Origin of the sequence: Streptomyces sp. NPDC002580 (assembly GCF_042889485.1) — a bacterium.
Lineage (GTDB): Bacteria > Actinomycetota > Actinomycetes > Streptomycetales > Streptomycetaceae > Streptomyces.
Window position 1 is genome coordinate 387,224 of sequence record NZ_JBIAQZ010000001.1, and the last position, 21,090, is coordinate 408,313.

Annotated in this window: 17 protein-coding genes; 2 read left to right on the forward strand and 15 right to left on the reverse strand. The window is 71.0% G+C overall.

Features of this window, described 5'->3' with window-relative positions; translation table 11 throughout:
- Nucleotides 1-66: 66 nt before the first annotated feature.
- The 13 genes from ACFYW7_RS01670 to ACFYW7_RS01730 form a co-directional block, all read right to left on the reverse strand.
- Entirely contained in the window at nt 67-1,413 is a 1,347-nt protein-coding gene (locus ACFYW7_RS01670; RefSeq protein ID WP_389496999.1) for a VWA domain-containing protein, read from the reverse strand.
- Between the two features lie 99 nt (nt 1,414-1,512).
- Nucleotides 1,513-2,949, reverse strand: a complete 1,437-nt coding sequence (locus ACFYW7_RS01675; RefSeq protein ID WP_389497000.1) for a protein phosphatase 2C domain-containing protein — start codon at nt 2,947-2,949, stop codon at nt 1,513-1,515.
- 3 nt (nt 2,950-2,952) lie between these two features.
- Nucleotides 2,953-5,451 (reverse strand): tetratricopeptide repeat protein, encoded by a 2,499-nt coding sequence (locus tag ACFYW7_RS01680; RefSeq protein WP_389498512.1) that lies wholly within the window; start codon nt 5,449-5,451, stop codon nt 2,953-2,955.
- Between the two features lie 88 nt (nt 5,452-5,539).
- A complete protein-coding gene (locus ACFYW7_RS01685; protein ID WP_389497001.1) occupies nt 5,540-6,874 on the reverse strand; it encodes a hypothetical protein in 1,335 nt (444 codons plus the stop codon).
- 68 nt (nt 6,875-6,942) lie between these two features.
- Entirely contained in the window at nt 6,943-7,974 is a 1,032-nt protein-coding gene (locus ACFYW7_RS01690; protein WP_389497002.1) for a glutamate ABC transporter substrate-binding protein, read from the reverse strand.
- A 14-nt stretch (nt 7,975-7,988) separates the two neighbouring features.
- A complete protein-coding gene (locus ACFYW7_RS01695) occupies nt 7,989-9,479 on the reverse strand; it encodes a hypothetical protein (RefSeq protein WP_389497003.1) in 1,491 nt (496 codons plus the stop codon).
- A gap of 288 nt (nt 9,480-9,767) precedes the next feature.
- Nucleotides 9,768-10,724, reverse strand: a complete 957-nt coding sequence (locus tag ACFYW7_RS01700) for an N-acetylglucosamine kinase (RefSeq protein ID WP_389498514.1) — start codon at nt 10,722-10,724, stop codon at nt 9,768-9,770.
- A gap of 59 nt (nt 10,725-10,783) precedes the next feature.
- Nucleotides 10,784-12,049: a 6-phospho-beta-glucosidase gene (locus tag ACFYW7_RS01705; RefSeq protein ID WP_389497004.1), complete on the reverse strand. Its 1,266-nt coding sequence runs from the start codon at nt 12,047-12,049 to the stop codon at nt 10,784-10,786.
- A gap of 2 nt (nt 12,050-12,051) precedes the next feature.
- Nucleotides 12,052-12,945: a carbohydrate ABC transporter permease gene (locus ACFYW7_RS01710; protein ID WP_389497005.1), complete on the reverse strand. Its 894-nt coding sequence runs from the start codon at nt 12,943-12,945 to the stop codon at nt 12,052-12,054.
- A 3-nt stretch (nt 12,946-12,948) separates the two neighbouring features.
- Nucleotides 12,949-13,890 (reverse strand): carbohydrate ABC transporter permease, encoded by a 942-nt coding sequence (locus ACFYW7_RS01715; protein ID WP_389497006.1) that lies wholly within the window; start codon nt 13,888-13,890, stop codon nt 12,949-12,951.
- Between the two features lie 10 nt (nt 13,891-13,900).
- A complete protein-coding gene (locus ACFYW7_RS01720) occupies nt 13,901-15,238 on the reverse strand; it encodes an ABC transporter substrate-binding protein (RefSeq protein WP_389497007.1) in 1,338 nt (445 codons plus the stop codon).
- A gap of 83 nt (nt 15,239-15,321) precedes the next feature.
- On the reverse strand, nt 15,322-16,533 hold the full coding sequence (locus ACFYW7_RS01725) for an ROK family protein (RefSeq protein WP_389497008.1): 1,212 nt from the start codon (nt 16,531-16,533) through the stop codon (nt 15,322-15,324).
- A 223-nt stretch (nt 16,534-16,756) separates the two neighbouring features.
- The gene (locus ACFYW7_RS01730) at nt 16,757-17,596 is read right to left on the reverse strand and encodes a hypothetical protein (protein WP_389497009.1); all 840 of its coding nucleotides are present in this window, start codon (nt 17,594-17,596) and stop codon (nt 16,757-16,759) included.
- A 292-nt stretch (nt 17,597-17,888) separates the two neighbouring features.
- Here ACFYW7_RS01730 and ACFYW7_RS01735 point away from each other — a divergent pair, with 292 nt between their 5' ends.
- Nucleotides 17,889-18,476, forward strand: coding sequence for a hypothetical protein (locus ACFYW7_RS01735; RefSeq protein WP_389497010.1), 588 nt, complete (start codon nt 17,889-17,891; stop codon nt 18,474-18,476).
- Nucleotides 18,477-18,631: 155 nt separating this feature from the next.
- Nucleotides 18,632-19,108: a hypothetical protein gene (locus tag ACFYW7_RS01740; RefSeq protein ID WP_389497011.1), complete on the forward strand. Its 477-nt coding sequence runs from the start codon at nt 18,632-18,634 to the stop codon at nt 19,106-19,108.
- Here the strand turns inward: ACFYW7_RS01740 and ACFYW7_RS01745 are convergent.
- On the reverse strand, nt 19,098-19,721 hold the full coding sequence (locus tag ACFYW7_RS01745; RefSeq protein WP_389497012.1) for a Uma2 family endonuclease: 624 nt from the start codon (nt 19,719-19,721) through the stop codon (nt 19,098-19,100). The genes ACFYW7_RS01740 and ACFYW7_RS01745 overlap by 11 nt on opposite strands.
- A gap of 248 nt (nt 19,722-19,969) precedes the next feature.
- Complete coding sequence (locus ACFYW7_RS01750; RefSeq protein ID WP_389497013.1) at nt 19,970-21,079, reverse strand: mechanosensitive ion channel family protein; 1,110 nt, start codon at nt 21,077-21,079, stop codon at nt 19,970-19,972.
- Between the last annotated feature and the right edge of the window lie 11 nt (nt 21,080-21,090).

Sequence of the window (21,090 nt, forward strand, 5' to 3'; positions counted from 1 at the left end):
CTTCCCCCTCTCCTTTTCCGGCCGTTGTGACCGGATTTCTCCGATTCCCCACGGGAACCGGGCTCGCTACTTCTTTACACGAACAGTCTTTGTGGACCGTGTCTCAAGGGTCATTTCGTCTGCCTCGTCGACCCTTGCCTTCAATCGCACAGTACCTGCCGCGACGTCGACCACGTCCACCACCTTCGCGAGCAGTTTCGCAGTATCGGCGTTGCCGGAGGCTCCGGCGAGCTGAACGGCCCGTCCCAGCTTGGCCGTTGCTCCGTCGACATCTCCCGCTTTGCGAAGATCGAGCCCTTGCTGGATGACTTGTGCCAGTTCGGCCTGACCTGTGTAGTGCGCGACCTGCGGGTTGATGGACGTGGAGGCGACCATGTCGTCGGTCCACACGGCCCGCACGAGTCCCTGCGCGCCGAGGTTCTGCGCGCTGCCGTCGCCCTGCGGGATCACCAGTGAGACGCGGGCGGCGAGCATCTCCCGGCCGACTGCGGCCGTCGGGACCTGGACGCACACGTGGTAGTCGCGGGACTCGTCGCCCCAGGAGCCGGTCGGGTAGTCGCCGGCCCGGGGGCCCGCCTCCGTCCGACGGTCCGTCAGTTCCTCGACGGTGGGCGCCACTTGCTTGACGAACTTGATCTCGGTGCCGACCGGGGTCCACAGCCGCAGGGCCACGTCGGCGACCTCCTTGCCCATGGCCGTCTCCATCATGTGCGTGAAGTCGGCGGTGAGGGCGGCCGGGTCGGCGACGATGTCGGCGGTGCCGAGCAGCGCCGAGGCGATGCCGGTGACCTCCTTCACCTCCCAGTCGGTGCCGACTCCGCGCGCGTCACAGGTGAAGCGTCCGGCGCAGGAGTCGAGCGCGGCCCGCAGGTCCTCGGGCGACTCGTGTTCGTTGCGGCCGTCGGTGAGCACGATGCCGTGCCGGATCGACACCTCCGCGGAGGACAGCAGCCGGTCGGCGAGACGCAGCCAGGTGCCGATCGCCGTGCCGCCGCCCGCGCTCAGCTTGCGCAGCGCCTGCTTGGCCTGCTCGCGGGTGGCCGCGTCCGCCACCGCGAGCCGTCCGCCGCCCGGATAGACCTCCTTGGCGACGTGCGTGCCGCCGATCACCGCGAAGTGGACCCCGTCACGCACCGTGTCGATCGCGGCGGCCGTCGCGTCCCGGGCGTTGCGCATCTTGTTCGGCGGGTAGTCCATCGAGCCCGAGCAGTCGACCATGATCGCCACGGCGGCGTCCGGGCTCTGCCCCGCCGTGTACAGGTGCGGAGCGGCGACCGCGCTGCCGACGGTGCCGCCGCCGGTCGCACTCACCGTGACGATCGCGTTGACCTCGCGGCCGCCCTCCGGCAGGTACTCGTTCTGGTAGACGTCGACCGAGAACTGCGGCACGTTCGACTTCGAGAAATTGGCCATGCCTTTTCTGTCCCCCTCGGGCCTCCGCCGCCGGCGGAGGTGATGACTGGTGCGGACCGGTCCCCTCCGGTCCGCGGCCGCCCCCGTCAGTTCGCGGCCTCAGGCCGATCCTGCCCCCTGCGAGGGGGCGGGGAACGGCATGACGGCCACTGTTACGTTGTCGTGGCCCCCACCGTCGAGGGCGTGACCGACCAGGACCCGGGCGGTGTGCAGGGGTCGTTCGGCGGCGTCCCGGGGGACGATCTCGGCCATCTCCCCGGCCGCCTCCGCGTAGTTCCACAGACCGTCGGTGCACACCACCACCACACCCGGCCGGTCGGGCTTGAACGAGACGGTGTGCGGCTCCAGTTCGTAGGCGTCGGCGCCGAGCCAGCCGGTGATCGCGTGGGCGCGCTCGTCGGCGTACGCCTCCGCCTCGTTCATGAGACCCGCGGCGACCATCTGGGCGGCCCACGAGTCGTCCTCGGTCAGCCGGGCCGGCGGCGAGGAGCGGTCGACGGGAACCCAGTAGGCGCGGCTGTCGCCGACCCAGCCGACGATCAGCAGGGAGGACGTGACGACGGCGCCGACGATGGTGCAGGCGGGCGCGTTCACGTGCGGTGCGTTCTCGCCCTGCTCGGTGGACGGGTCGGCCAGCGCGTTGACGGCCTCGGCGGCCGTGACGATCGCCTCGTGCATGGCCTGCTGCGGGTGCGTGCCCAGCGGGAGCGCCGCCAGGAGCGACTCGTTCGCCGCGGTGGACGCCGCGAGCGAGGCCTCGTCCGGACGGGTCGCGGAGGAGACCCCGTCGCAGACGATCGCGACGACCGCGGGGGAACCGTCGGGCAGCGCGGTCGAGGAGATCGCGAAGGCGTCCTCGTTGCGGTGGTGGCGCAGGCCCCGGTCGCTGACCGCGGCGACCGCGCCCAACTCCTGTTCCATGTGGTCCCGTTCCCGTGGCTGCGCGTGCCCGCAGTTCTCGCAGTAGCCGTCGGGGTCGACGTGACCCGACCGGCAGGCCACGCACAGCTTGGCACCCGCGGGGGGCGCCGCGAGGTCGGCGGTGCGGGGATCGGCGGGGATCTCCGGGGCCGGGCCGTCACCCGGACGGGTCTCCGCGGTCCCGGCCTCACCGGCCGGCGGGGCGAGCGGGTACTCGTCGGGCTCCGAGGGACGGTCGAACCGCACGCCCGACGGCTGCCCGTCGGGCCGCTTCGCGGCGGACGGCCGGACGCTCGCCGGAACCCCGTGCGGGTCCTGCTGACGCGGGAGTTCGGAACCGCCCGAATCGGTGCCCCGGATGTCGGTGGCGCGGTGCACCGGCGCGGGCACGTCGGAGCTGTCGACCTCCGGCGCGACGGGCCAGTCCACGGACGGGGCGGCCGGGGCGAGGCCCGGCGGAACGCCGTTCATGGCGATCGTCGGGTGGTCGTCCGGCGGTGCGGGCACCGCCGACAGGTCGTAGCCGCACGCACCGCAGAAACGGTCAGCCGCCTCCAGCGGCTCCTCGCAACTGGGGCACCGCGAAAGGGCCGTCGGCTGGGGCATCTGGGACATCAATCACACCCACGTCCGGGGGCGGTAACGGTTGGCACGTTCCACCAGGTCGATCCTCTCCTCGCCGCCCCGGGCGAGCCGGGCCAGCGTGCGGTACGAACGTTCGAGGCCGAAACGGAGGCCACGCTCGTCCAACGCGCTGCCGAGCAGCGCGGTTCCGCCTCCGGTGGCCGGAGCGGAACCCTGGCTACCGGAGAGTACCCAGTCCAGGGCGCAGCCGAGGACCTCCGTCGACAACTGCTCGCGGCGCATCGCGTCCAGACCGAATCCGTCGAGGGCCTCGACCTGTTCGGCGGCCGCCGTCAGATCGTCGAGGAACGGCGGAGCCGCCGCCTCCGAGACCGGCCGCTGCCGCAGTCTCGCCCGCACGGCCGCGACCCGCGCCGCCGTGTAGTGGATCGACGACTCGGGGACGGATTCCAGCGTGCGCACGGCGCCACGGCGGTCCCCCGCCGCGAGCTGGACCCGGGCCAGTCCGAACGCCGCGCTCACGTGCCCGGGGTCGGTCGTCCACACCAGGCGGTAGTACTCGGCGGCGTTGTCCAGCTGGCCGAGCACCTCCGCGCACACGCCGAGCGCCAGCTTGGGCGCGGGCTCCCCGGGGAAGGCGTCGTAGATCGCGTCGAAGGACAGCGCCGCGATCTCGTTGTCCCCGGTCGCCAGGGCCGTGACCCCGCGGTACCAGACCACCCGCCAGTCGTCCGGGTGATCCGCCTCCAGCGACTCGACGGAACGGCTCGCGCCGCCCAGTTCACCCATCTCCAGGCGGGCCCGCAGCTCCCGCAGCCGCAGTTCCGTCGAACCGGTCGGCGCGGTGTGCAGCGCGGTGATCAGCTCCGCGGGCGCGGACGTCATCAGGCCCGCCAGGAAACCGGCGTTGGGGTCACCGGGGTCCACCCGGGGGACGGGCAGCGCGAGCGCGGTGGCCGTCGCCTGAACGGGTCTGACCAGGGTGGTGGAGGCCGGCACGGGAGACAGCGGCCCGCTCCCGTTCGTCCCCGCGAGGGGCCGGGGCGCGCCCTTCCTCCTCCGTACGGGGACCGCGCGGACCCCGAGGAGCGACACGTCCTCGGCCGCCCTCCCGAACAGTTCCGTGTCCGTGACCCTGGTCTCCGGTCCGAACAGGGTCGACAGGGCCGGCCGCGCCCGCCCCGTCTGGAGCGAGACCACCTCGCGCAGCACGCCGGTCAGCTGTTCCGACATCTCCCGCGCGGAGGCGAAACGGCGGGCCGGGTCGGGGTCCGTGGCCCGGACGAGGAGCCGGTAGAAGGACTCGTACTGGCGGAAGACCTCGATGTGGTCGGGGTCGGGCAGGGAGTCCACGAAGACGTTCGTGTAGCCCTGGAAGTCGAAGGAGAGGACGGCGAGCGTACGGGCCACCGTGTACAGGTCGGAGGCGATCGACGGGCCGACCTCCGCCACCTCGGGGGCCTGGTAGCCCACCGTGCCGTAGATGGCCGATTCCTCGTCGTCCATCCTGCGCACCGCGCCCATGTCGATCAGCTTGAGCTGGTCCTCGGTCTGGATCGCGTTGTCGACCTTGAAGTCGCAGTACAGCAGGTTGCGGCTGTGCAGGTGACCGAGGGCCTCCAGGGCCTCGATGCCGAACGCGCAGGCCTGCTCCACCGGCAGCGGGTCGCGCTTGCCGTCCGAGGTGCGGCGGTCGTTGGCGATCTCCTTCAGCGACTTGCCACCGACGTACTCCATGACGATGTACCCGTCCAGCGAACCCGTCCGCTGGTCGAGGTGCTCGACGAAGTTGTAGATCCGCACGATGTTGGAGTGCTCGATCTCCGCGAGGAAGCGCCGCTCGGAGATCGCGGCCTCCATCGCGTCCTGGTCGCCCGTGTCGAGCAGCCCCTTGAGGACCACCCAGCGGTCGGACACCGCGCGGTCGACGGCCAGGTAGACCCAGCCGAGCCCGCCGTGCGCCAGACAGCCCACCACCTCGTACTGGCCGTGCACGATGTCGGCGGCGCGCAGTTTCGGCACGAACGAGTACGGGTGTCCGCACTTCGTGCAGAAGCCCTCGGTGCGGCCGGGCCGGTCGCCGCGCGAACGCCCCACCGGGGCACCGCAGTCGGAGCGCGAGCAGAACCGTTTGCGCTCGGGCACCTCCGGGTGCTCCTGGACCATCGCGCGCGGATCGGGCCGCGGAACGTCCGGGACCTCGACGAGCCCGGCGCCGAGCCGGCCCCGCCCGGAGGAGGACGCCGTCGAACCGGAGCTGCGCACCGACACCGAGCGGCCCGTCGAACCGCCCGACAGCGACCGGGACAGCCGGCCGGACACCGAACGCCGCGACTGCGAGGAGCGCGAGGACGTACGCGCGCTGGCCCGCGAACCACCGCGCACACTGCCGCTGTCGGCGCCGTGCGGTCCCGCACCGGCCGCCGCCGCGCCACCCGCTCCCGGGCCGGCCTGCGACGGATGCGCCGGGGGCTTCGCCGACACGACCGGGGCGAGCCCGCACGTGTCGCAGTACAGCTCTCCGCCGCCCATGTCCTCGTACGACCCCTCGCAGTCGGGCCGTTGACACTTCCGCTCCGCGCTCACAGCCTGCTCACTCACGCCGCATCCCCTTCAACGCTCACGCGCCGGGCCCCCTCCGGTCCGCACGGTCCTGTGGCCCGCCCTGCTCCGGCACCCGCGGGCTCAGCAGTTCGGCGGCCGCCCGCTGATAGCGCAGCACCGCCTCCTCCGCCACCCGCAGATCGCAGGGAGCGCTCCACAGCATGCGCCGGGCCGCGTCGTAGCGCTCCACCAGAAACGGGTCCTCGGCGAAGCCGTGCCGGGCGACCTTCGCCTTGTACGCGTCGAGCCGGCCGCGCAGCTCGGCGCGGACCGCCAACGGCTGGGTGACGGCCGTCAGCGACTCACGGGCGCGCAGGAGTTCGTCCTCCGCCTTCTCCTCCAGTGCTTCGAGCAGCGGCGAGAGGCGGTGCCACTGGGCGTGCCTGCGGTACTCCGCGGCCGTCGCCAGCTGCTCCTGCAGTGCCGTCGGCGGACCGCTGACGGCCGGCACCTCGGACGCGGCGATCTTCGCCAGCACCTCGCCGCGGGCACTCCGCGCCTCGGCGAGCGTGCGGTCCGCGCGGCTGAGCACGTCCCGGAGCCTCACCAGCCGGGCCTCCGCGTCCTGCCGCACGGTGAGGACCGCGTCGATCTCCCGGCGCACCTCCTCCAGGGCGCGGGCCTCACGGTCGTACGTCGTCGTGTCCGGACGGCCGCCGCCCGGTGCCGAACTCCCCTGGGCGGGCACCCAGAAGGCCAGCGGATCGGAGACGACCCGTTCGCGCAGGGTGGTCAGGGTCCGGGTGATCCGCTCCAGGTCGTCGCCCGAGGGATGCTCGCCGGGGCGCACGCCCACGGAGTGCGCGAGCTGCCGGGTGCGCTGGAGCTCCGCGGCCAGTAAATCGATCCGGGCGGGCAGCGCGGACCACACGGCGTCCGCCGTGACGACCATGTCGAGCGAGGTCGCGTACAGCTCGTTCATCCGGTCGACCAGGCCGGCCAGCGAGAACCGCTCGCTGAGCTTGCCGGTGCCGGCCAGGGTCGGCGCGTTCGCGGTCGCGGTGGTGGAACCGGCGACGGTGATGCCCGAACCGCGCAGCAGCTCGGTCAGCTCCACCAGGTCCTCACGGCTGGACCAGCGTCTGCGGGAACGGATCTCGCGCGCGGAGCGCAGCGCGTCCGTGTACGCGTCGAAGTACGCCCACAGCAAGGTGATCGACGCCTCCGCGGACGTCCAGCGCTCCTTGGTGGTGCCGGTGAGTTCGGCGCCCTCCAGAAGCCTGCGTCCCGCGTGGTCCTGCAGGGCGAGGAGCGAGGTCTCGATGGCCTCGTACTCCGCGCCGAGGCGCGCCAGCGCACGGTCCGCCTCGTCCCGGTCCATCACCGGCCCGGGGGGTCCCGTGACGCCCATCGATCACCTCTCGCTCTCGTGCGTTCCCCGCGCGCTCGGTGTGCGCCCGGGGCAACTCTCCAGTCGTATCAGGTCGGTTGCTTGTAGTGGGGGACGGGAGGGGTCCGTGAAGGGGACTTCTCCCCGAGGGTCGGGGCGAGCCACTTGTCGTACGACCGGCCCCAGCCGCTCTCGCGGTAGTCCGCGAGGATCTTGTTGACCCGGCGCACCAGGTCGTCGTCGGGACCCTTCTTCATCGCCACGCCGTAGTACTCGGTCGTGAAGGTCCCGCCCTTGAGTTGCACCGTGGGGTCCTGGGCGGCCTGGCTCGCGGCGAGCGCGCCGTCGGTCACCACCGCGTCGGCCAAGCCGAGTTGGAGGCGCACCAGACAGTCGAGCTGGTTGGGCACGGGCTTTATGATCTTGGCGGAGGAGACGAGCCTGCCCTTCCTCCGGTCCTCCACCAGTTGTTCGTTCGCCGTCGAACTCGCCGCCGTGCAGATCCTCTTGCCGGCGAGGCTCTCGTCGCGCCCCGTGATCTTCGACGCCGTCGGGGCGAGCACCTGCTGGCCGGTCTGGAAGTAGGGCGCGGAGAACACGACGTCGTCCAGACGCTTGCAGGTGATCGTCATGGTGCGCACCACCATGTCGACCTCACCCTTCTGGATCGCCTCGACGCGCCGCGCGGTGGGGACTGCCCGGAACTGGACCGCTTTCGGGTCGCCGAGGATGTCCTCGGCGATCGCGTGGACCAGGTCGATGTCGAAGCCCTCCAGGTCGCTGCCGGACTTCAGGTTGTTCGGGTCGCGGTAGCCCCAGCGGTAGCTGTTCTGGTCGACGCCGACGATCAGCCGCCCGCGGCTCTTGATGGCGTCGATCGTCGGCCCGTCCGCGCCCGACGGGGCGGGGCTCCGGTCCTGCGGGTCGACGACGCACTTCTTGGCCCTGGCCTGCGTGCCCCGGGCCACGCCCTGCCCGCCGACGTCGGTGGTGCCGTCCTGGCCGCGCGCGCCGCCCAGCGGCAGCAGCAGCGCGAGGACCAGGGTGATCGCACAGGCGGCCGCCATCGCGCCCACGCCGCCCCAGCCCCTCAGGCTCGCCCTCAGGCGTCGTCCGATCATCGTCCCTCCCCCTCTCACCGGTACTCCGAAAGCCTGCGCCCGACGCCGAACACCGCGCCCGCCGCGGCCAGCACGGCCAGGACCGCCGCACCGACCGGGATTCCGGTCATCGCGCCCAGCCCGCCGCTCGCCGCCTGCCGGAACTCGGTCTCCTCGTGCTCCAGCGCGAGCGTGAGGTTGCCGTCCACGCCCTTGAAGCACTCGCTCGTGGGCTTCTTGTCCTTGGAGCCGATGACCCGGTCCAGGGCGCTCTGGTAGTCGCCGTTCTTGTTGGCGTCGGCGGCCTCCCGATGACGCTGCTTCCATTCCTTCATGTTGGAGGTCGCGGTCCGCACGGGCTTCTCGCCCGCCGCGTCGTCGGAGAGGGCCGCCGCCACCGCCAGGCCCTTGGTGAGCTTCTTCATGTCCAGCTTGAAGTTGTACTCGTACAGGTCCACGGACGAGTCGTCCGCCAGGACCTTCGTCTCGGCGCCCCGGCTGACCAGGGTGAGGGTCTCGTTGCCCCGGGCCTTCAGGGACGCGATCTGCGCGTCGTGCAGCTCGTTCAGGGAACGGACCCCGTGGTCGTAGGACTCGTCGAGCCCGGCCCGGGCGACGGTGTGCCCGACGGACAGCCACAGCAGCACGACGAGGGAAGCCGCGGTGGCGGCGGCCAGGCCCTGGTTCATCACGCGGTTCGTACGGCGGTAGTTGCGCCGCTGGGCCCACACGAGGGCGCCGAGCGCGACGAGACCGAGGGCGATCGCGGCCCAGGGATAGGGCTTCGCGTCGGCGTAGTCGGCGTTCAGCCGCTGGTTCTCCCGCTGGTAGAGATCCCGGGCCTTCGGGAGCATGTCTTTCTGCATCTTCTCGTTCGCGTACCGCAGGTACGCGCCGCCCAACGGATAGCCCTGCAGATTGTTGGCGCGGGCCCGCTCGATCAAGCCCTTGTACTCGGGCAGCAGTTCGTTCAGCTGGGAGATGGTGGCGGACGAGGAGGAGCCCGGCTCCGAGCTGTTGGCCGCGGTGACCAGCCTGGCGGCCGCCGTCCTGATGTCCCTCTCGTACTGCTCCCGGGTCTCCTTCGACTCCTGAGAGCCCGCCAGGAAGCCGCTGGAGGCCGTGGTGTTGGCGTCGGCGAGCGAGCGGTAGATCTCGGCGGCGCTCGCGCTCAGCGGCTGGCTGCTGTGCAGCACGTTGTCCGCGGCGGCCGAACGTTCCGTCATCTGCCAGGCGGTGACCGCGCCGAACGCGACGACCAGCAGGGCGAGTACGGCGCCGATGATCCGCAGCCGTCCCGGCTCCGTCGTCGCCGCGGCACGCAGCCGGTCCACGCCCTCCGCCCAGGCCGTACGCCGTGGTGTCGCTCCGGGAGCCGGGGGAACGGCCTGCGGGGAACCGGGCAGGGACCGCGGCGGGGTGGGTCCGCCCGGGGGTGCGGGAGGTCCGGCCTGCGCCGGCACGGACGGCATCGTGCTCGCGCCACGTCCCGGCGGCGTCGCGTTTCCGTTCGGCGGGTGTGTCACTCTCGACCTCCCCCAGGGTCATCCGGCCGGTCACGCTCGCCGCGGGCGCGGGAAGCGCGGCCGGTCGGCGTACGTGCACGGCGGCAAGTATCGCCGCCGGGACCGGTATCCGCACAGGCCTTGCCTGGATCTTGTTCGGATCACGGGCAGCACGACTCCCCCGTGCCAACCCCCTGCCCATGAACACGTGTTCCGGTTCGGATTGGTTCCCGTCCCGTCACGGCAGGTCATGGAGCGTGCGCGGGGCGCCCCGGTGGCGCACGCGCCCCGCGCGTCACCGGGGCTTCCTCAGCCCCGCTCGTAGAACTCCCGTACCCGCGCGTGGATCTCGTCCCCGGCCCGTACCCGGTCCAGGCCGAGAAGGGCCGCCCCCAGCACCGGCGCGACCGTGACGACCCGGGGGACCGCCTTGGGCGCGCGGACGGCCAGGAGTTCGCGGATCCGGTCGTCGAGCTGGGGATGGCGGGCGGCCAGGATGCTGCCGCCGAGGAGGACCGGGGTCTCCTCGCCGAGGAGACCGAGGCGGGTCAGCGCCACCGCGGCCATCGCGACCACCTCCTCCGCGAGCCGGTCGACGATGCCGCGGGCCACCGGATCGCCGTCCACCGCCGTGGCGAACAGGACCGGGGTCAGCTCGTGGCGCCGCGCGTTGCCGATGTGCTCCAGGTGGAGCGCCTCGATGAGCGCGTACATGGAGTCCAGCCCGAAGTGCGCGGGCAGCGTGCGCGCCAGGGCGGTGGGCCCGCCCCGACCGTCCTCGGCCCGCGCCGCGTGCCACAACGCCTCCTCCGCCAGCCCCCAGCCGCCGCCCCAGTCGCCGGAGATGCGGCCGACGGCGGGGAACCGGGCGGTGCGGCCGTCGGGCCGCATGCCGACGCAGTTGATGCCGGCCCCGCAGACCACGGCGACACCGCGCGGCTCGGCGATCCCGGCCCGCAGGATCGCGAAGGTGTCGTTGCGCACTGCCACCTCGGCGCCCCAGGCGCGCGCCCGCAGCGCGGCCGCCAGCCGCTCCTCCTCCACGGGCAGGTCGGCGTTGGCGAGGCAGGCGGAGACATGGCCGACCTCGGTGACGCCCGCTTCGGCGAAGGCCCGCCGCACGGCGTCGGCGACCGCGTCCACCGCCGTCTCGACGCCCACTGCGGGGGGCCGGAACCCGCCCCCGCGCGCGGTGCCGGTCACCCGCCCGTCCGCGGCCACCACGGCGACGTCGGTCTTGCTGTTCCCCGCGTCGATGGCCAGCACGAGGCCCGCGGCCGCGGGGCCGGACCCGGCGACCGTCCCGGCGCCGGACTCCGTCGAGGTCATGCCCACGCGAGGTGCTCCCGGTTGTGCGCGATCAGCTGGTCGGTCAGGGTGTCGGCGTAGGCGTACTGGCCCACCAGGGGGTGCGCGAGCAAGGCCCGGAAGACCCGGTCGCGGCCGCCGCGCAGGGCGGCCTCCAGCGCGAGGTCCTCGTACGCGGTCACGTTCGCCATGAGTCCCGCGTACAGCGGGTCCACGGACGGGACCGGCAGCGGTACGGGCCCCTCGGGGCCGACCGCGGCCTGCACCTCGATCACCGCGTCGTCCGGCAGGAACGGCAGGGTCCCCCGGTTGTACGTGTTCACCACCTGGTGGGGGCTGCCGCCCCCGCCGAGCAGCGAGGCCGCGAGGTCCACGGCGGCCTCCGAGTAGTAGGCGCCGCCGCGCCGGCTGAGCAGCCCGGGCTTCTCGTCAAGCGCGGGGTCGCCGTACATCGTCAGCAACTGCCTTTCCATCTCTGCCACTTCGGCGGCCCGGGAGGGCTTGGTGCGCAGCTCCCGGACGACCTCGTCGTGCGCGTAGAAGTAGCGCAGGTAGTAGGAGGGCACGACGCCGAGGCGGTCGACGACGTGGCGCGGCAGCCGGAGGTCCTCGGCGATCGTGTCGCCGTGCCCGGCGAGCAGCCCGGGCAGGACGTCCTCGCCCTCGGGACCGCCCAGGCGCACACCGGTCTCCCAGGTGAGGTGGTTGAGGCCCACGTGGTCGAGGTGCACCTCGGCGGGGGAGACGCCGAGCAGCGCGGCGAACTTCCGCTGGAAGCCGATCGCCACGTTGCACAGGCCGACCGTCCTGTGTCCCGCCCGGAGCAGGGCGCGCGTCACGATGCCGACCGGGTTGGTGAAGTCGATGATCCACGCGTCCGGGTTGGCGCGGCGGACCCGCTCGGCGATGTCCAGTACGACCGGAACCGTGCGCAGCGCCTTGGCCAGACCGCCGGCGCCCGTCGTCTCCTGCCCGACGCAGCCGCACTCCAGCGGCCAGGTCTCGTCCTGCTCACGGGCCGCCTGGCCGCCCACCCGGAGCTGGAGGAGCACGGCGTCGGCGCCCTCGACTCCCGCGTCCAGGTCGGACGTCGTGATGATCCGGCCCGGGTGGCCCTGCCTGGCGAAGATCCGGCGGGCCAGGCCGCCCACCAGCTCCAGGCGTTCGGCCGCCGGGTCGACCAGGACCAGTTCCTCGACGGGCAGGGTGTCTCTGAGCCGCGCGAAACCGTCGATGAGTTCGGGGGTGTAGGTCGACCCTCCGCCGACCACGGTGAGTTTCATGCTTAACCCTTCACTCCGGTGAGCGTGACGCCCTCGACGAACGCCTTCTGCGCGAAGAAGAACACGAGGATCACGGGGGCCATGACCAGGACGGTCGCGGCCATGGTGAGATTCCAGTCGGTGTGGTGCGCGCCCTTGAACGACTCCAGGCCGTAGGACAGTGTCCAGGCGCCCTGGTTCTCGGAGGCGTAGATCTGCGGTCCGAAGTAGTCGTTCCAGGCGTAGAAGAACTGGAACAGCGCGACGGCCGCGACGCCCGGCCGTGCCATCGGCAGGACGACCCTCAGCAGGGTCCGCAGGTCCCCGCACCCGTCGACCTTGGCCGCGTCCAGGTACTCGTTCGGGATGGTCATCAGGAACTGGCGCAGCAGGAAGATGGAGAACGCGTCCCCGAACGCCATCGGGATGATCAGCGGCCACAGCGTGCCGGACAGGTCCAGCTGCTTCGCCCAGAACAGGTACATCGGGATGATCACGACCTGCGGCGGCAGCATCATCATCGAGATGACCAGCATCAGCGACAGATTCCGGCCGCGGAAGCGGAACTTGGCGAGCGCGTAGGCGACCGGGACCGACGAGACGACGGTCAGCACCGTGCCGAAGCCGGCGTAGAGCAGGGTGTTCCTCCACCAGGTGAGGAAGCCCGGGGTGTCGAAGACCTTCTTGTAGTTGCCCCACTCCCAGGTGTGCGGGATCAGGTCGCGGCTCAGTGCCTGGGTGTCGCTCATCAACGAGGTCAGGAACACGAACACGAAGGGCAGCACGAAGAAGAGGGCGGCCGCGACGCCGAGCGAGTGGACCGCCACCCACTCCAGGAGGGCCCTGCGGCGGGCGGTGCGTTCGGCGGGTGAGGCGGCGGCCGTCAACTTCACCGGCTTGTCGAGTACTTGGGCCATCGGTCAGTCACCTGCCTGGATGAGACCGCCCCGGCGCCGCATCAGGAACGCGGTGAACACCATGGACAGGGCGAACAGTACGAGCGCGACCACACAGGCGGAGCCGTAGTCGAAGCGCTGGAAGCCGAGGTTGTAGACGAGCTGCGGCAGGGTGAGCGTCGACTTGTCGGGATAGCCGGGCTCGAACTGCGTACCGGCGCCCTGGATGACGCCCGAGGCGACCTTCCCGGCGATCAGTGGCTGCGTGTAGTACTGCATGGTCTGGATGACCCCGGTGACCACCGCGAACATCACGATGGGCGAGATGTTCGGCAGGGTGACGTACCGGAAGCGCTGCCAGGCCGAGGCGCCGTCCAGCTCGGCGGCCTCGTACTGCTCCGTCGGCACGTCCAGGAGCGCGGCCATGAAGATGACCATGAGGTCGCCGATGCCCCACAGGGCCAGCAGGGTCAGGGCAGGCTTGGACCAGGAGGGGTCGTTGAACCAGCCCGGCGCCGGTACGCCGGCCTTCTCCAGCAGCGAGTCGACCGGCCCCGTACCGGGGTTGAGGAGGAAGGCGAAGGCCATCGTGGCCGCCACCGGCGGGGCGAGGTAGGGCAGGTAGAAGAGGGTGCGGAAGACACCCGTACCCGTCTTGATCTTCGTGATCAGCATGCCCACGCCGAGCCCGAACAGCACCCGCAGGGTGACCATGACGAGGACCAGCCACAGGGTGTTGCGCAACGCGGGCCAGAACAGCGGGTAGTTCTCGAAGACGTAGGCCCAGTTCTTCGTCCCCACCCACGTCGGCGGCTTGAAGCCGTCGTAGTGCATGAAGGAGAAGTAGACGGTCGAGATCAGCGGGTAGGCGAAGAAGACCGCGAAGCCGACCAGCCAGGGCGACATGAAGGCGAGCGTCCGCAGCGCCGACCGGCGGCGCTTGGAGGCGAGCGTGACAGTACTCATGTCCGTGCGGTTACTTCGCCTGCGCGATGTCCGTGTCGATCTGCTCGGCGGTGGCTTCCAGGCCCGCCTTCAGATCCTTGGACCTGCCGCTCTCGTAGTCGTATCCGAACTGCTGGAGCGTCACGAGGTAGGTGCCGCCGTTGATGGACGCCGGAGTCGTCGTCGAGTTCGGGTTCGAGGCTATGTCCAGGAACGTCTTGAAGCGCGGGTCGTACGTCAGCTTCGGCGACTTGAGGGCCGCGAGCGTGGAGGGCACGTTGTGGATGTCGTTGGCGAAGCCGACCACCGCGTCGGTGTCCGTGGTCATGTACTTGATCAGTTCCCAGGCCGCGTTCTGCTTCCTGCTGGTGGACGCGATGCCCGCGATGGTGCCGGTGATGTAGCCCTTGCCGTACTGGTCCGCCCGGTCGTCCGGCACGGGCAGCGGGGCGACGCCGATCTCGAAGCCCGGCTTGGCCTCCTCGGCCATCCCGAGCCGCCATTCGCCGTCCAGCTGCATGGCGACCTGACCGGTGTGGAAGGGGTGCTTGGGGCCCCACTCGTCACCGAGTTTGGAACGGTAGGTCTCCAGCTTCTTGAAGCCGCCGAGTTCACCGACCAGCTTCTTCTGGAGGGTGAACCCTGCCGTGAAGGCGGGGTCCTTGGCGATGTTCGACTTGCCGCTGCTGTCGAAGTACGTGGGCGAGAACTGCCCGAAGTAGTGCTCGGTGGTGGACTCCCAGCCGTGGTAGTTCGGCATGAAGCCGAGCTGGGAGTACGAGTCGCCCTTGGCGATCGTGAGCTTCTTCGCGTCCTTCTCGAACTCGGACCAGGTCTTCGGCGGGGAGGCGATCCCGGCCTTCGCGAACGCGTCCTTGTTGTAGTAGAGCCCGTACGCGTCCCCGAGGAGCGGCACCGTGCAGCGGTTGCCCTCGAACTGGGTGTACTCGTTCATCGCCTTCGGGAACGTCGTCCCGGGGTCGATGCCCGCCTTCTTGAAGCGCGGGTTCAGATCGACGAAGGCACCGGACGAGCAGAACTTGCCCACGTTGTTGGTGGTGAAGGAGGAGACGACGTCGGGGGCCTTCTCGCCGCCCGCGCGCAGCGCCTGGTTGATCTTGTCGTCGGTCATGTTGCCGACGATGTTCACGTGGATGTTGGGGCGGGCCTTCTCGAACCCCGCGACCAGCGTCTTCACGGCCTTGACCTCGTTCGGCGCGCTCCAGGCGTGCCAGAAGTTGATCGTCTGCTCCTTGGCCGCGTCGTCGCTCGCGTCGGAGGTGGACTGGCCGGTACAGGCGGTGGCGAGGAGGACTGTCGAGGCGGAAGCGGCGAGCGCGACGGCCACGGTTCGTGACATTCCGGGCATGGCGGGATCTCCCTGCGAAGGACGGGGCGGGACGGGGGAGTTGCGGGCTTGGGAAGGGTTCGGAGAGAGGGTGTGGGACCGGGTCAGCGCGAGGTGTCGAAGACCTCGTCGCGGGTGGCTGCCAGCGCGCTCTCCAGCGCGCCGCGCAGCACGGGGTGTTCGTGCACGTCGCCGACGACGAGCCGCGGCCGGGAGGCGGCCAGCTCCTCCAGCTCGGCCTGGACCAGCGCGCGCAGCGGTTCCCCGCCGGCGGTGAGCGACGATCCGCTGAGGACGACGAGTTCGGGGTCGAGCACGGAGACGAGGGAGGCCAGACCGGTGGCGAGCCCGGTCGCGTAGGTCTCCAGGAGTCGCCGGTAGGGGCCTTCGCCGACGGCGGCTGCCCGTTCGACGAGGGTCGCCGCGGCCTCGGCGTAGGGGCCCGAGGGCAGGTCCGTGACGCCGAGTTCGCGCGCCAGCTGGGGGATGGCCTGCGAACCGGCCAGCTCCTGGTAACCACCGCTGTTGGCCTTGGTCACATGGCGCACCAGGGGCGCGCCGGGCACCGGCAGGAAGCCGACCTCGCCCGCGCCGCCGGTCCAGCCGCGGTGCAGCCGGCCGCCGAGCACGAGCGCGGCGCCGAGACCGCCCTCGTTCCACAGCAGGACGAAGTCCTCGTGACCCCGGGCGGCGCCGAGCCGCTGTTCGGCGATGGCGACCAGGTTGACGTCGTTCTCGTACTCGACGGGCATCGGCAGCGCGGCGGCCAACTCGTCCAGGAGGGTGGGTGTGTGCCAGCCGGGCAGGTGGGAGGCGTAGCGCAGCCGGCCGGTGTTGGGGTCGAAGGCGCCGGGGGTGCCGATGACGAGACGGCGGACGTCGTCCCGGGCGAGCCCGGCCGCCTTCACCGCGCCGTCGAGGGCGTCGGTGACCTGGCGTACGACGGGCTGGGCCGGGCGGCGTCCGGGGGTGGGCAGTTCGTACTCGCCGACCGTGCGGCCGGTGATGTCGGCGACGGCGGCCAGGATGCGCTCGGGCGTGACGTCCAGGCCCGCCGCGTGGCCGGCGCCCGGATCGACCTCGTACAGCTGGGCGTTGGGGCCCGGTCGTCCCTCGCTCGTGCCGGTGGCGAGCACCAGGCCCGCCGCTTCCAGGCGGGCGAGGAGCTGCGAGGCGGTGGGCTTGGACAGGCCGGTGAGCTTGCCGATCCGGGTCCGCGAGAGCGGGCCGTGCTCGAGCAGCAGATCGAGGGCGGCGCGGTCGTTCATCGCGCGCAGGACGCGCGGAGTGCCCGGCGTACCGGCGGATCCTGCCATGGCTGTCGCCACCTGCCCTTCTCCTGGCCGACCAGCTTCCCAGGGGTGCCTTCGGGAAGTCCACCGCGAGATCATTGTTAGGAAAGTTTCCTATTGCTGTGCGAGGAAAGTAGGCCGAGGAAGGTGGGGACGTCAAGGGAAACCGCCCCCGAGGCGACGGAGTCGCTGCCTCGAGGGCGGTGCGTCGGTGCTGGGCGGCGCGCGTCCGTGGCGCGCCGCGGGCCTACTTCACGTCGACGTAGTCCCCGGTGGCCGCCTTCGCCCCGGTCGTGGACGTCCCGGCGAAGGAGAAGCGGTAGGTGCCGTCGGCGGAGGCCTTGACGGTGGTCTTGAGCGCGCCGGAGGTTCCGGACGTGACCGTCTTGACGGTCGTGTAGGCGGTCGCGCCCTTGGCCTTGAACTGGAGGGCGACCGGTCGGCCGGTGTAGCCCGTGTAGTTCGCGTCCTTGTAGCCGTACCAGGTGGCGCGGGTCAGGCTGCCGGTGACAGTGAGCGTCTTGCCCTTGCCGACCGGCTCGGGACCGGCGTTCACCGTGAGCTTGGCGGCGCGCTTGACCTGCGCGGAGGCCAGCGGGCCCCACATGTCGTCGGCGTAGTCGAAGCTGACGTGGCCGTCGGAGTCGTCCTCGTCGGAGTCGACGCGCCCGTAGTAGCCGGCGGCGTGCCAGGTGCCGGCGTCCGAGCTCTCGAACAGCGAGAACGGGTCGATGACGACCGTCTCCTTGCACGACTCGGTCACCGTCGTGGCCGTCGTGGCGGTGGTCGTGCAGGTGGGCGCGTCCTCGTTCCCGACCTCGTTCTCGACCCGGGAGAGCGAACCCCGGTACAGGACGACGCCCGCGGCCTTCGTCTTGTAGTCGATCACGATGTCGGCGGGGCGGGTCAGTGTGTACGTGACCGGTACGTCCACCATGTTGGTGGTGCCGACGACGATCGCCGTGCCGCCGTTGACGACCACCTTCGAGAAGGTGAAGTCCGGAGTGGTGGCCGACGCGGCCGGCACGGCCAGGGCGGACAGGGCCAGGGCGCCGGACGCGACGGCGCCTATGGCGATTTTGCGCATGGATCTCCCACCTTCGCGGCGGACCCCGGGGCGTTGCGCTCCAGAACGAGAGTCCGTCGTGAGGGGGACAGTAAGTGATCGCGAGATGTGGAGGGAATGCGGCCCCCTCGTGAAGGGCGTTCCGGGTGTCGTCGCGTCCCACGGAATCCAGGGCCGCCGCACCGGTGCGTCACGACTGCGTCACGAACTCTGTTCTGGCTGGTCAGAGGGCTTACAGTCACAGCTTCCTGGTTCTTGGCCCCTTCGCGGTGGACAGCCGGGTCCGGCACCTGAGCGAGTGGAACGGCAGCGCATGGCCCGTGGAAGACTCCTGCTGAGCCTCTGGGGGGCCACCTTCGTGGACTCCCTGCCGTGGATGGGTGTGGCCTGGGTGACCGGGTTCGTCGACAGCGGGCTCTCCTGGTCGACGCTGGCCGATACGGCCCTGCTCCTGCCGGCCTGGGCGCTGCTCTGGCTGGCCTGGGCCGTCCACCGGACGTGCTCTCTGCTGCGCCGGGCCCGCGGCCTGGGGATCCCGGTCGCCGGGGATGTCCTGCGGGGCACCCAGACGCACACCCTGGCGGACATCCCCTCCGCGCGGATCCGTGCCGAACTGAGCGCCGCGAAAAGGGCGTTCGCCGTCACCTGGTCGGACAGCGGTAATCGGGTCAGGTTCCGCTGGCGCCCGTTCCGGTTCTTCTCCAGGCTGTCCGCACAGGGCTCGGTGACCTTCGACGAGGCTTTGGGCGAAGTCCGGGTGGAAGTACAGGGGGACCGGCTGAACGGCAGAGGTCCCCTGTTCCGGGGTGCCGCGTTCATCGCGCTGTGCCAGATAGTGCGGTCGTTCGAACCCGCCGGAGGCCCGGGCGGGGAGCATACGGGGACGGGGGAAGCGGGATGACCCGGCGTCATGGGTGGGCGGTGGTGGCGCTGCTGTGCGCGGTGGTGCCGACGGCGGGGTGTGCGGCGGAGGCGGGGGAGCGGCCCCGTGCGACGGCCTCCGTGTCTGCCTCCCCCTCCGTCTCGTCCTGCCGGTCCGGGCGTATTCATTGGGTCATGACGCAGCGGGAGAGACGGCTCACCGAAGTGTCCCCCGTAGTGAAGGTTCGCAAGGGCGACAGAAGAGAGATCGAGTACCCCGTCGTGCATGTGCGCACGGTGGGCGCTCGTGTGGACACCGTCGCGGACGGTCCCACCGACCGACGCGTCGTCGCCTCACTCGCCGGTCATCTCCACCTCGCCCCCGGCATGCTGGCGAGACCGGGGCAGACGTCCAAGGGTCGTCCACGGGACAAGATCAAGACCGGCACCCTCGGAGAGCCCGGCCGCTTCGTGCAGGCCAACGGCGTCACGGTCGTCAACGCGAGTTTCACCGTCACCTGCCCCGGCCGTGACGAGGATGTCTACGGCAGTGTGACGACCTGGTCCGGCGACAGTACCGCCTTCCTCCAGTGTGGCGTGAGCCCCGGCAAGGAGCCCTGGGTCGAGGAGGCCTACCGGCTGACGTGCGGTCCGCTTCCGCTCAGTCCGTGAGGAACGGGGCTGTGTCCAGGGTGGGGTACGGGGCCGGGAGGGGCAGCGGGTCACCGAGGGCGACTTTGGTGTCGGTGCCGTAGTAGGCCTCGGTGGGGTCGTCGCCGGGGAGGACAGGGTCCGCGTAGCAGTGGGCCGTCCCGGTGTGGCGGTCGATCAGGACGTAGACGGGGACGCCCGCGGCGGCGTAGGTGCGGAGTTTCGGGCCAGTGTCGGTCTCGTGGTTGGTGGATGTGACCTCGCCGACCAGGGAGAGCATGTCGATCGGGTACCAACCCCTGTGTGCCTTGGAGTATGCCTTGTCCAACTCGGACGGCCTGCGGCGGCGGACGTAGAAGTCGGGGACCACCAACGCCATGGTGCCGCCGTCCTTGTGAGCGGCGCGGTAGCCGTTGTTGAAGCCGGCGAGGCGGATCCCGGCCGCTCGGAACTGGTAGTACAGCTCGCCGGCTCCATCGTTGTGGTTGTCGTTCGGCTGCGGCGGCACGATGACCATCCCCTCGACGTATTCGGGTCGAGTGGGCGCTTGTGACGCCTCCTCGATCGCGATCAACAAATCGATGGGGTCCTGCTTCGGCTCCATGACCGGCTCCACGATGGCTTCGACACGCATCCTTGGTTCTCCTTGTCACGCTGATGCCAGGCTAAGCCCGCACGGGGTGCCCCGGCAGAAGGGTGGGACACCCGGAGGGATTCCGGTGCAGGAATGCCGCGGCTGTTCACTCGAACGAGCGTGCTGAACCGTTCCGCCCCTTCCCGGACAAGCCGAGGAGGCGGCACCCGGAACTTCCCGGGTGCCGCCTCCTGTCGTACCGCTCATGCCGCTCGTACGACTCGTACGGCTTCTACCGCCCGTACCGCCTACTTCGCCGGAACCGCCGACGACGGCTGGGCGATCGGGGTCGTCGCCATCGACTGCGGGGAGTCCGCGTTGGCGAAGGCCGACGGGGCCGCGACCGCGGCGGCCGGGTCCACGGCGTCCTCCTCCAGGGGGGCGGTCGCGCCGCCCACGATGCGGATGTCGGCCTCGTCGAAGGCGCGCTTGACGCGCCAGCGCAGTTCGCGCTCGACGGTGAGGGCCTTGCCCGGCATCGTCTTCGCCGAGATCCGGACCACCATCGAGTCGAGCAGCACGCTGTCCAGGCCGAGGACCTCGATCGGGCTCCACAGGAGCTCGTTCCAGGGCTCTTCCTTGCTCATCCGCTCGGCGACGTCGTCGAGGGTGGCCTTCACCCGGTCGAGGTTCTCCGAGGCGCGCACGGTCACGTCGACACCGGCCGTGGCCCAGCCCTGCGAGAGGTTGCCGATGCGCTTGACCTCGCCGTTGCGGACGTACCAGATCTCACCGTTGGCGCCGCGCAGCTTGGTCACCCGCAGGCCGACCTCGATGACCTCGCCGGAGGCGACGCCCGCGTCGATCTGGTCGCCGACGCCGTACTGGTCCTCGAGGATCATGAACACGCCGGAGAGGAAGTCGGTGACCAGGTTGCGGGCACCGAAACCGATCGCGACACCCGCCACACCGGCCGAGGCGAGCAGCGGGGCCAGGTCGATCTCGAACGTGCCGAGGACCATCAGCGCGGCCGTGCCCATGATCAGGAAGGAGGCGACCGAGCGCAGCACCGACCCGATGGCCTGGGAGCGCTGCCGACGGCGCTCCACGTTCACCAGCAGACCGCCGAGCGTCGTGCCGTCGACGGCCTCCGCGGTGCGGCTCATCCGGTCGATGAGCTTGGTGATCGCCCGCCGCACGGCCACTCTGAGCACGGCGGCTATCACCAGGATCAGCAGGACGCGCAGACCGATCGCCAGCCAGGTCGACCAGTTCTCCTCGACCCAGCTGGCGGCGTGGGTCGCACTCTCCTGGGCGTCCTGGAGCGTGGGAGTCGCCGGAACGGTCGAGGTCGGCGACACGGGGGTCGGCGACGGGGTCGAACCGGTGGCGAGGGCCAGTAGGACGGGCAGGGACACAGCAGGTACCT

Excerpts from the sequence above, each read along its gene's own strand:
- ACFYW7_RS01670 (WP_389496999.1), bottom strand. The coding sequence starts at position 1,413 with ATGGCCAATTTCTCGAAGTCGAACGTGCCGCAGTTCTCGGTCGACGTC.
- ACFYW7_RS01675 (WP_389497000.1), bottom strand. The coding sequence starts at position 2,949 with ATGTCCCAGATGCCCCAGCCGACGGCCCTTTCGCGGTGCCCCAGTTGC.
- ACFYW7_RS01680 (WP_389498512.1), bottom strand. The coding sequence starts at position 5,451 with ATGGGCGGCGGAGAGCTGTACTGCGACACGTGCGGGCTCGCCCCGGTC.
- ACFYW7_RS01685 (WP_389497001.1), bottom strand. The coding sequence starts at position 6,874 with ATGGGCGTCACGGGACCCCCCGGGCCGGTGATGGACCGGGACGAGGCG.
- ACFYW7_RS01690 (WP_389497002.1), bottom strand. The coding sequence starts at position 7,974 with ATGATCGGACGACGCCTGAGGGCGAGCCTGAGGGGCTGGGGCGGCGTG.
- ACFYW7_RS01705 (WP_389497004.1), bottom strand. The coding sequence starts at position 12,049 with ATGAAACTCACCGTGGTCGGCGGAGGGTCGACCTACACCCCCGAACTC.
- ACFYW7_RS01710 (WP_389497005.1), bottom strand. The coding sequence starts at position 12,945 with ATGGCCCAAGTACTCGACAAGCCGGTGAAGTTGACGGCCGCCGCCTCA.
- ACFYW7_RS01715 (WP_389497006.1), bottom strand. The coding sequence starts at position 13,890 with ATGAGTACTGTCACGCTCGCCTCCAAGCGCCGCCGGTCGGCGCTGCGG.
- ACFYW7_RS01720 (WP_389497007.1), bottom strand. The coding sequence starts at position 15,238 with ATGCCCGGAATGTCACGAACCGTGGCCGTCGCGCTCGCCGCTTCCGCC.
- ACFYW7_RS01725 (WP_389497008.1), bottom strand. The coding sequence starts at position 16,533 with ATGGCAGGATCCGCCGGTACGCCGGGCACTCCGCGCGTCCTGCGCGCG.
- ACFYW7_RS01730 (WP_389497009.1), bottom strand. The coding sequence starts at position 17,596 with ATGCGCAAAATCGCCATAGGCGCCGTCGCGTCCGGCGCCCTGGCCCTG.
- ACFYW7_RS01735 (WP_389497010.1), top strand. The coding sequence starts at position 17,889 with ATGGCCCGTGGAAGACTCCTGCTGAGCCTCTGGGGGGCCACCTTCGTG.
- ACFYW7_RS01740 (WP_389497011.1), top strand. The coding sequence starts at position 18,632 with ATGACGCAGCGGGAGAGACGGCTCACCGAAGTGTCCCCCGTAGTGAAG.
- ACFYW7_RS01745 (WP_389497012.1), bottom strand. The coding sequence starts at position 19,721 with ATGCGTGTCGAAGCCATCGTGGAGCCGGTCATGGAGCCGAAGCAGGAC.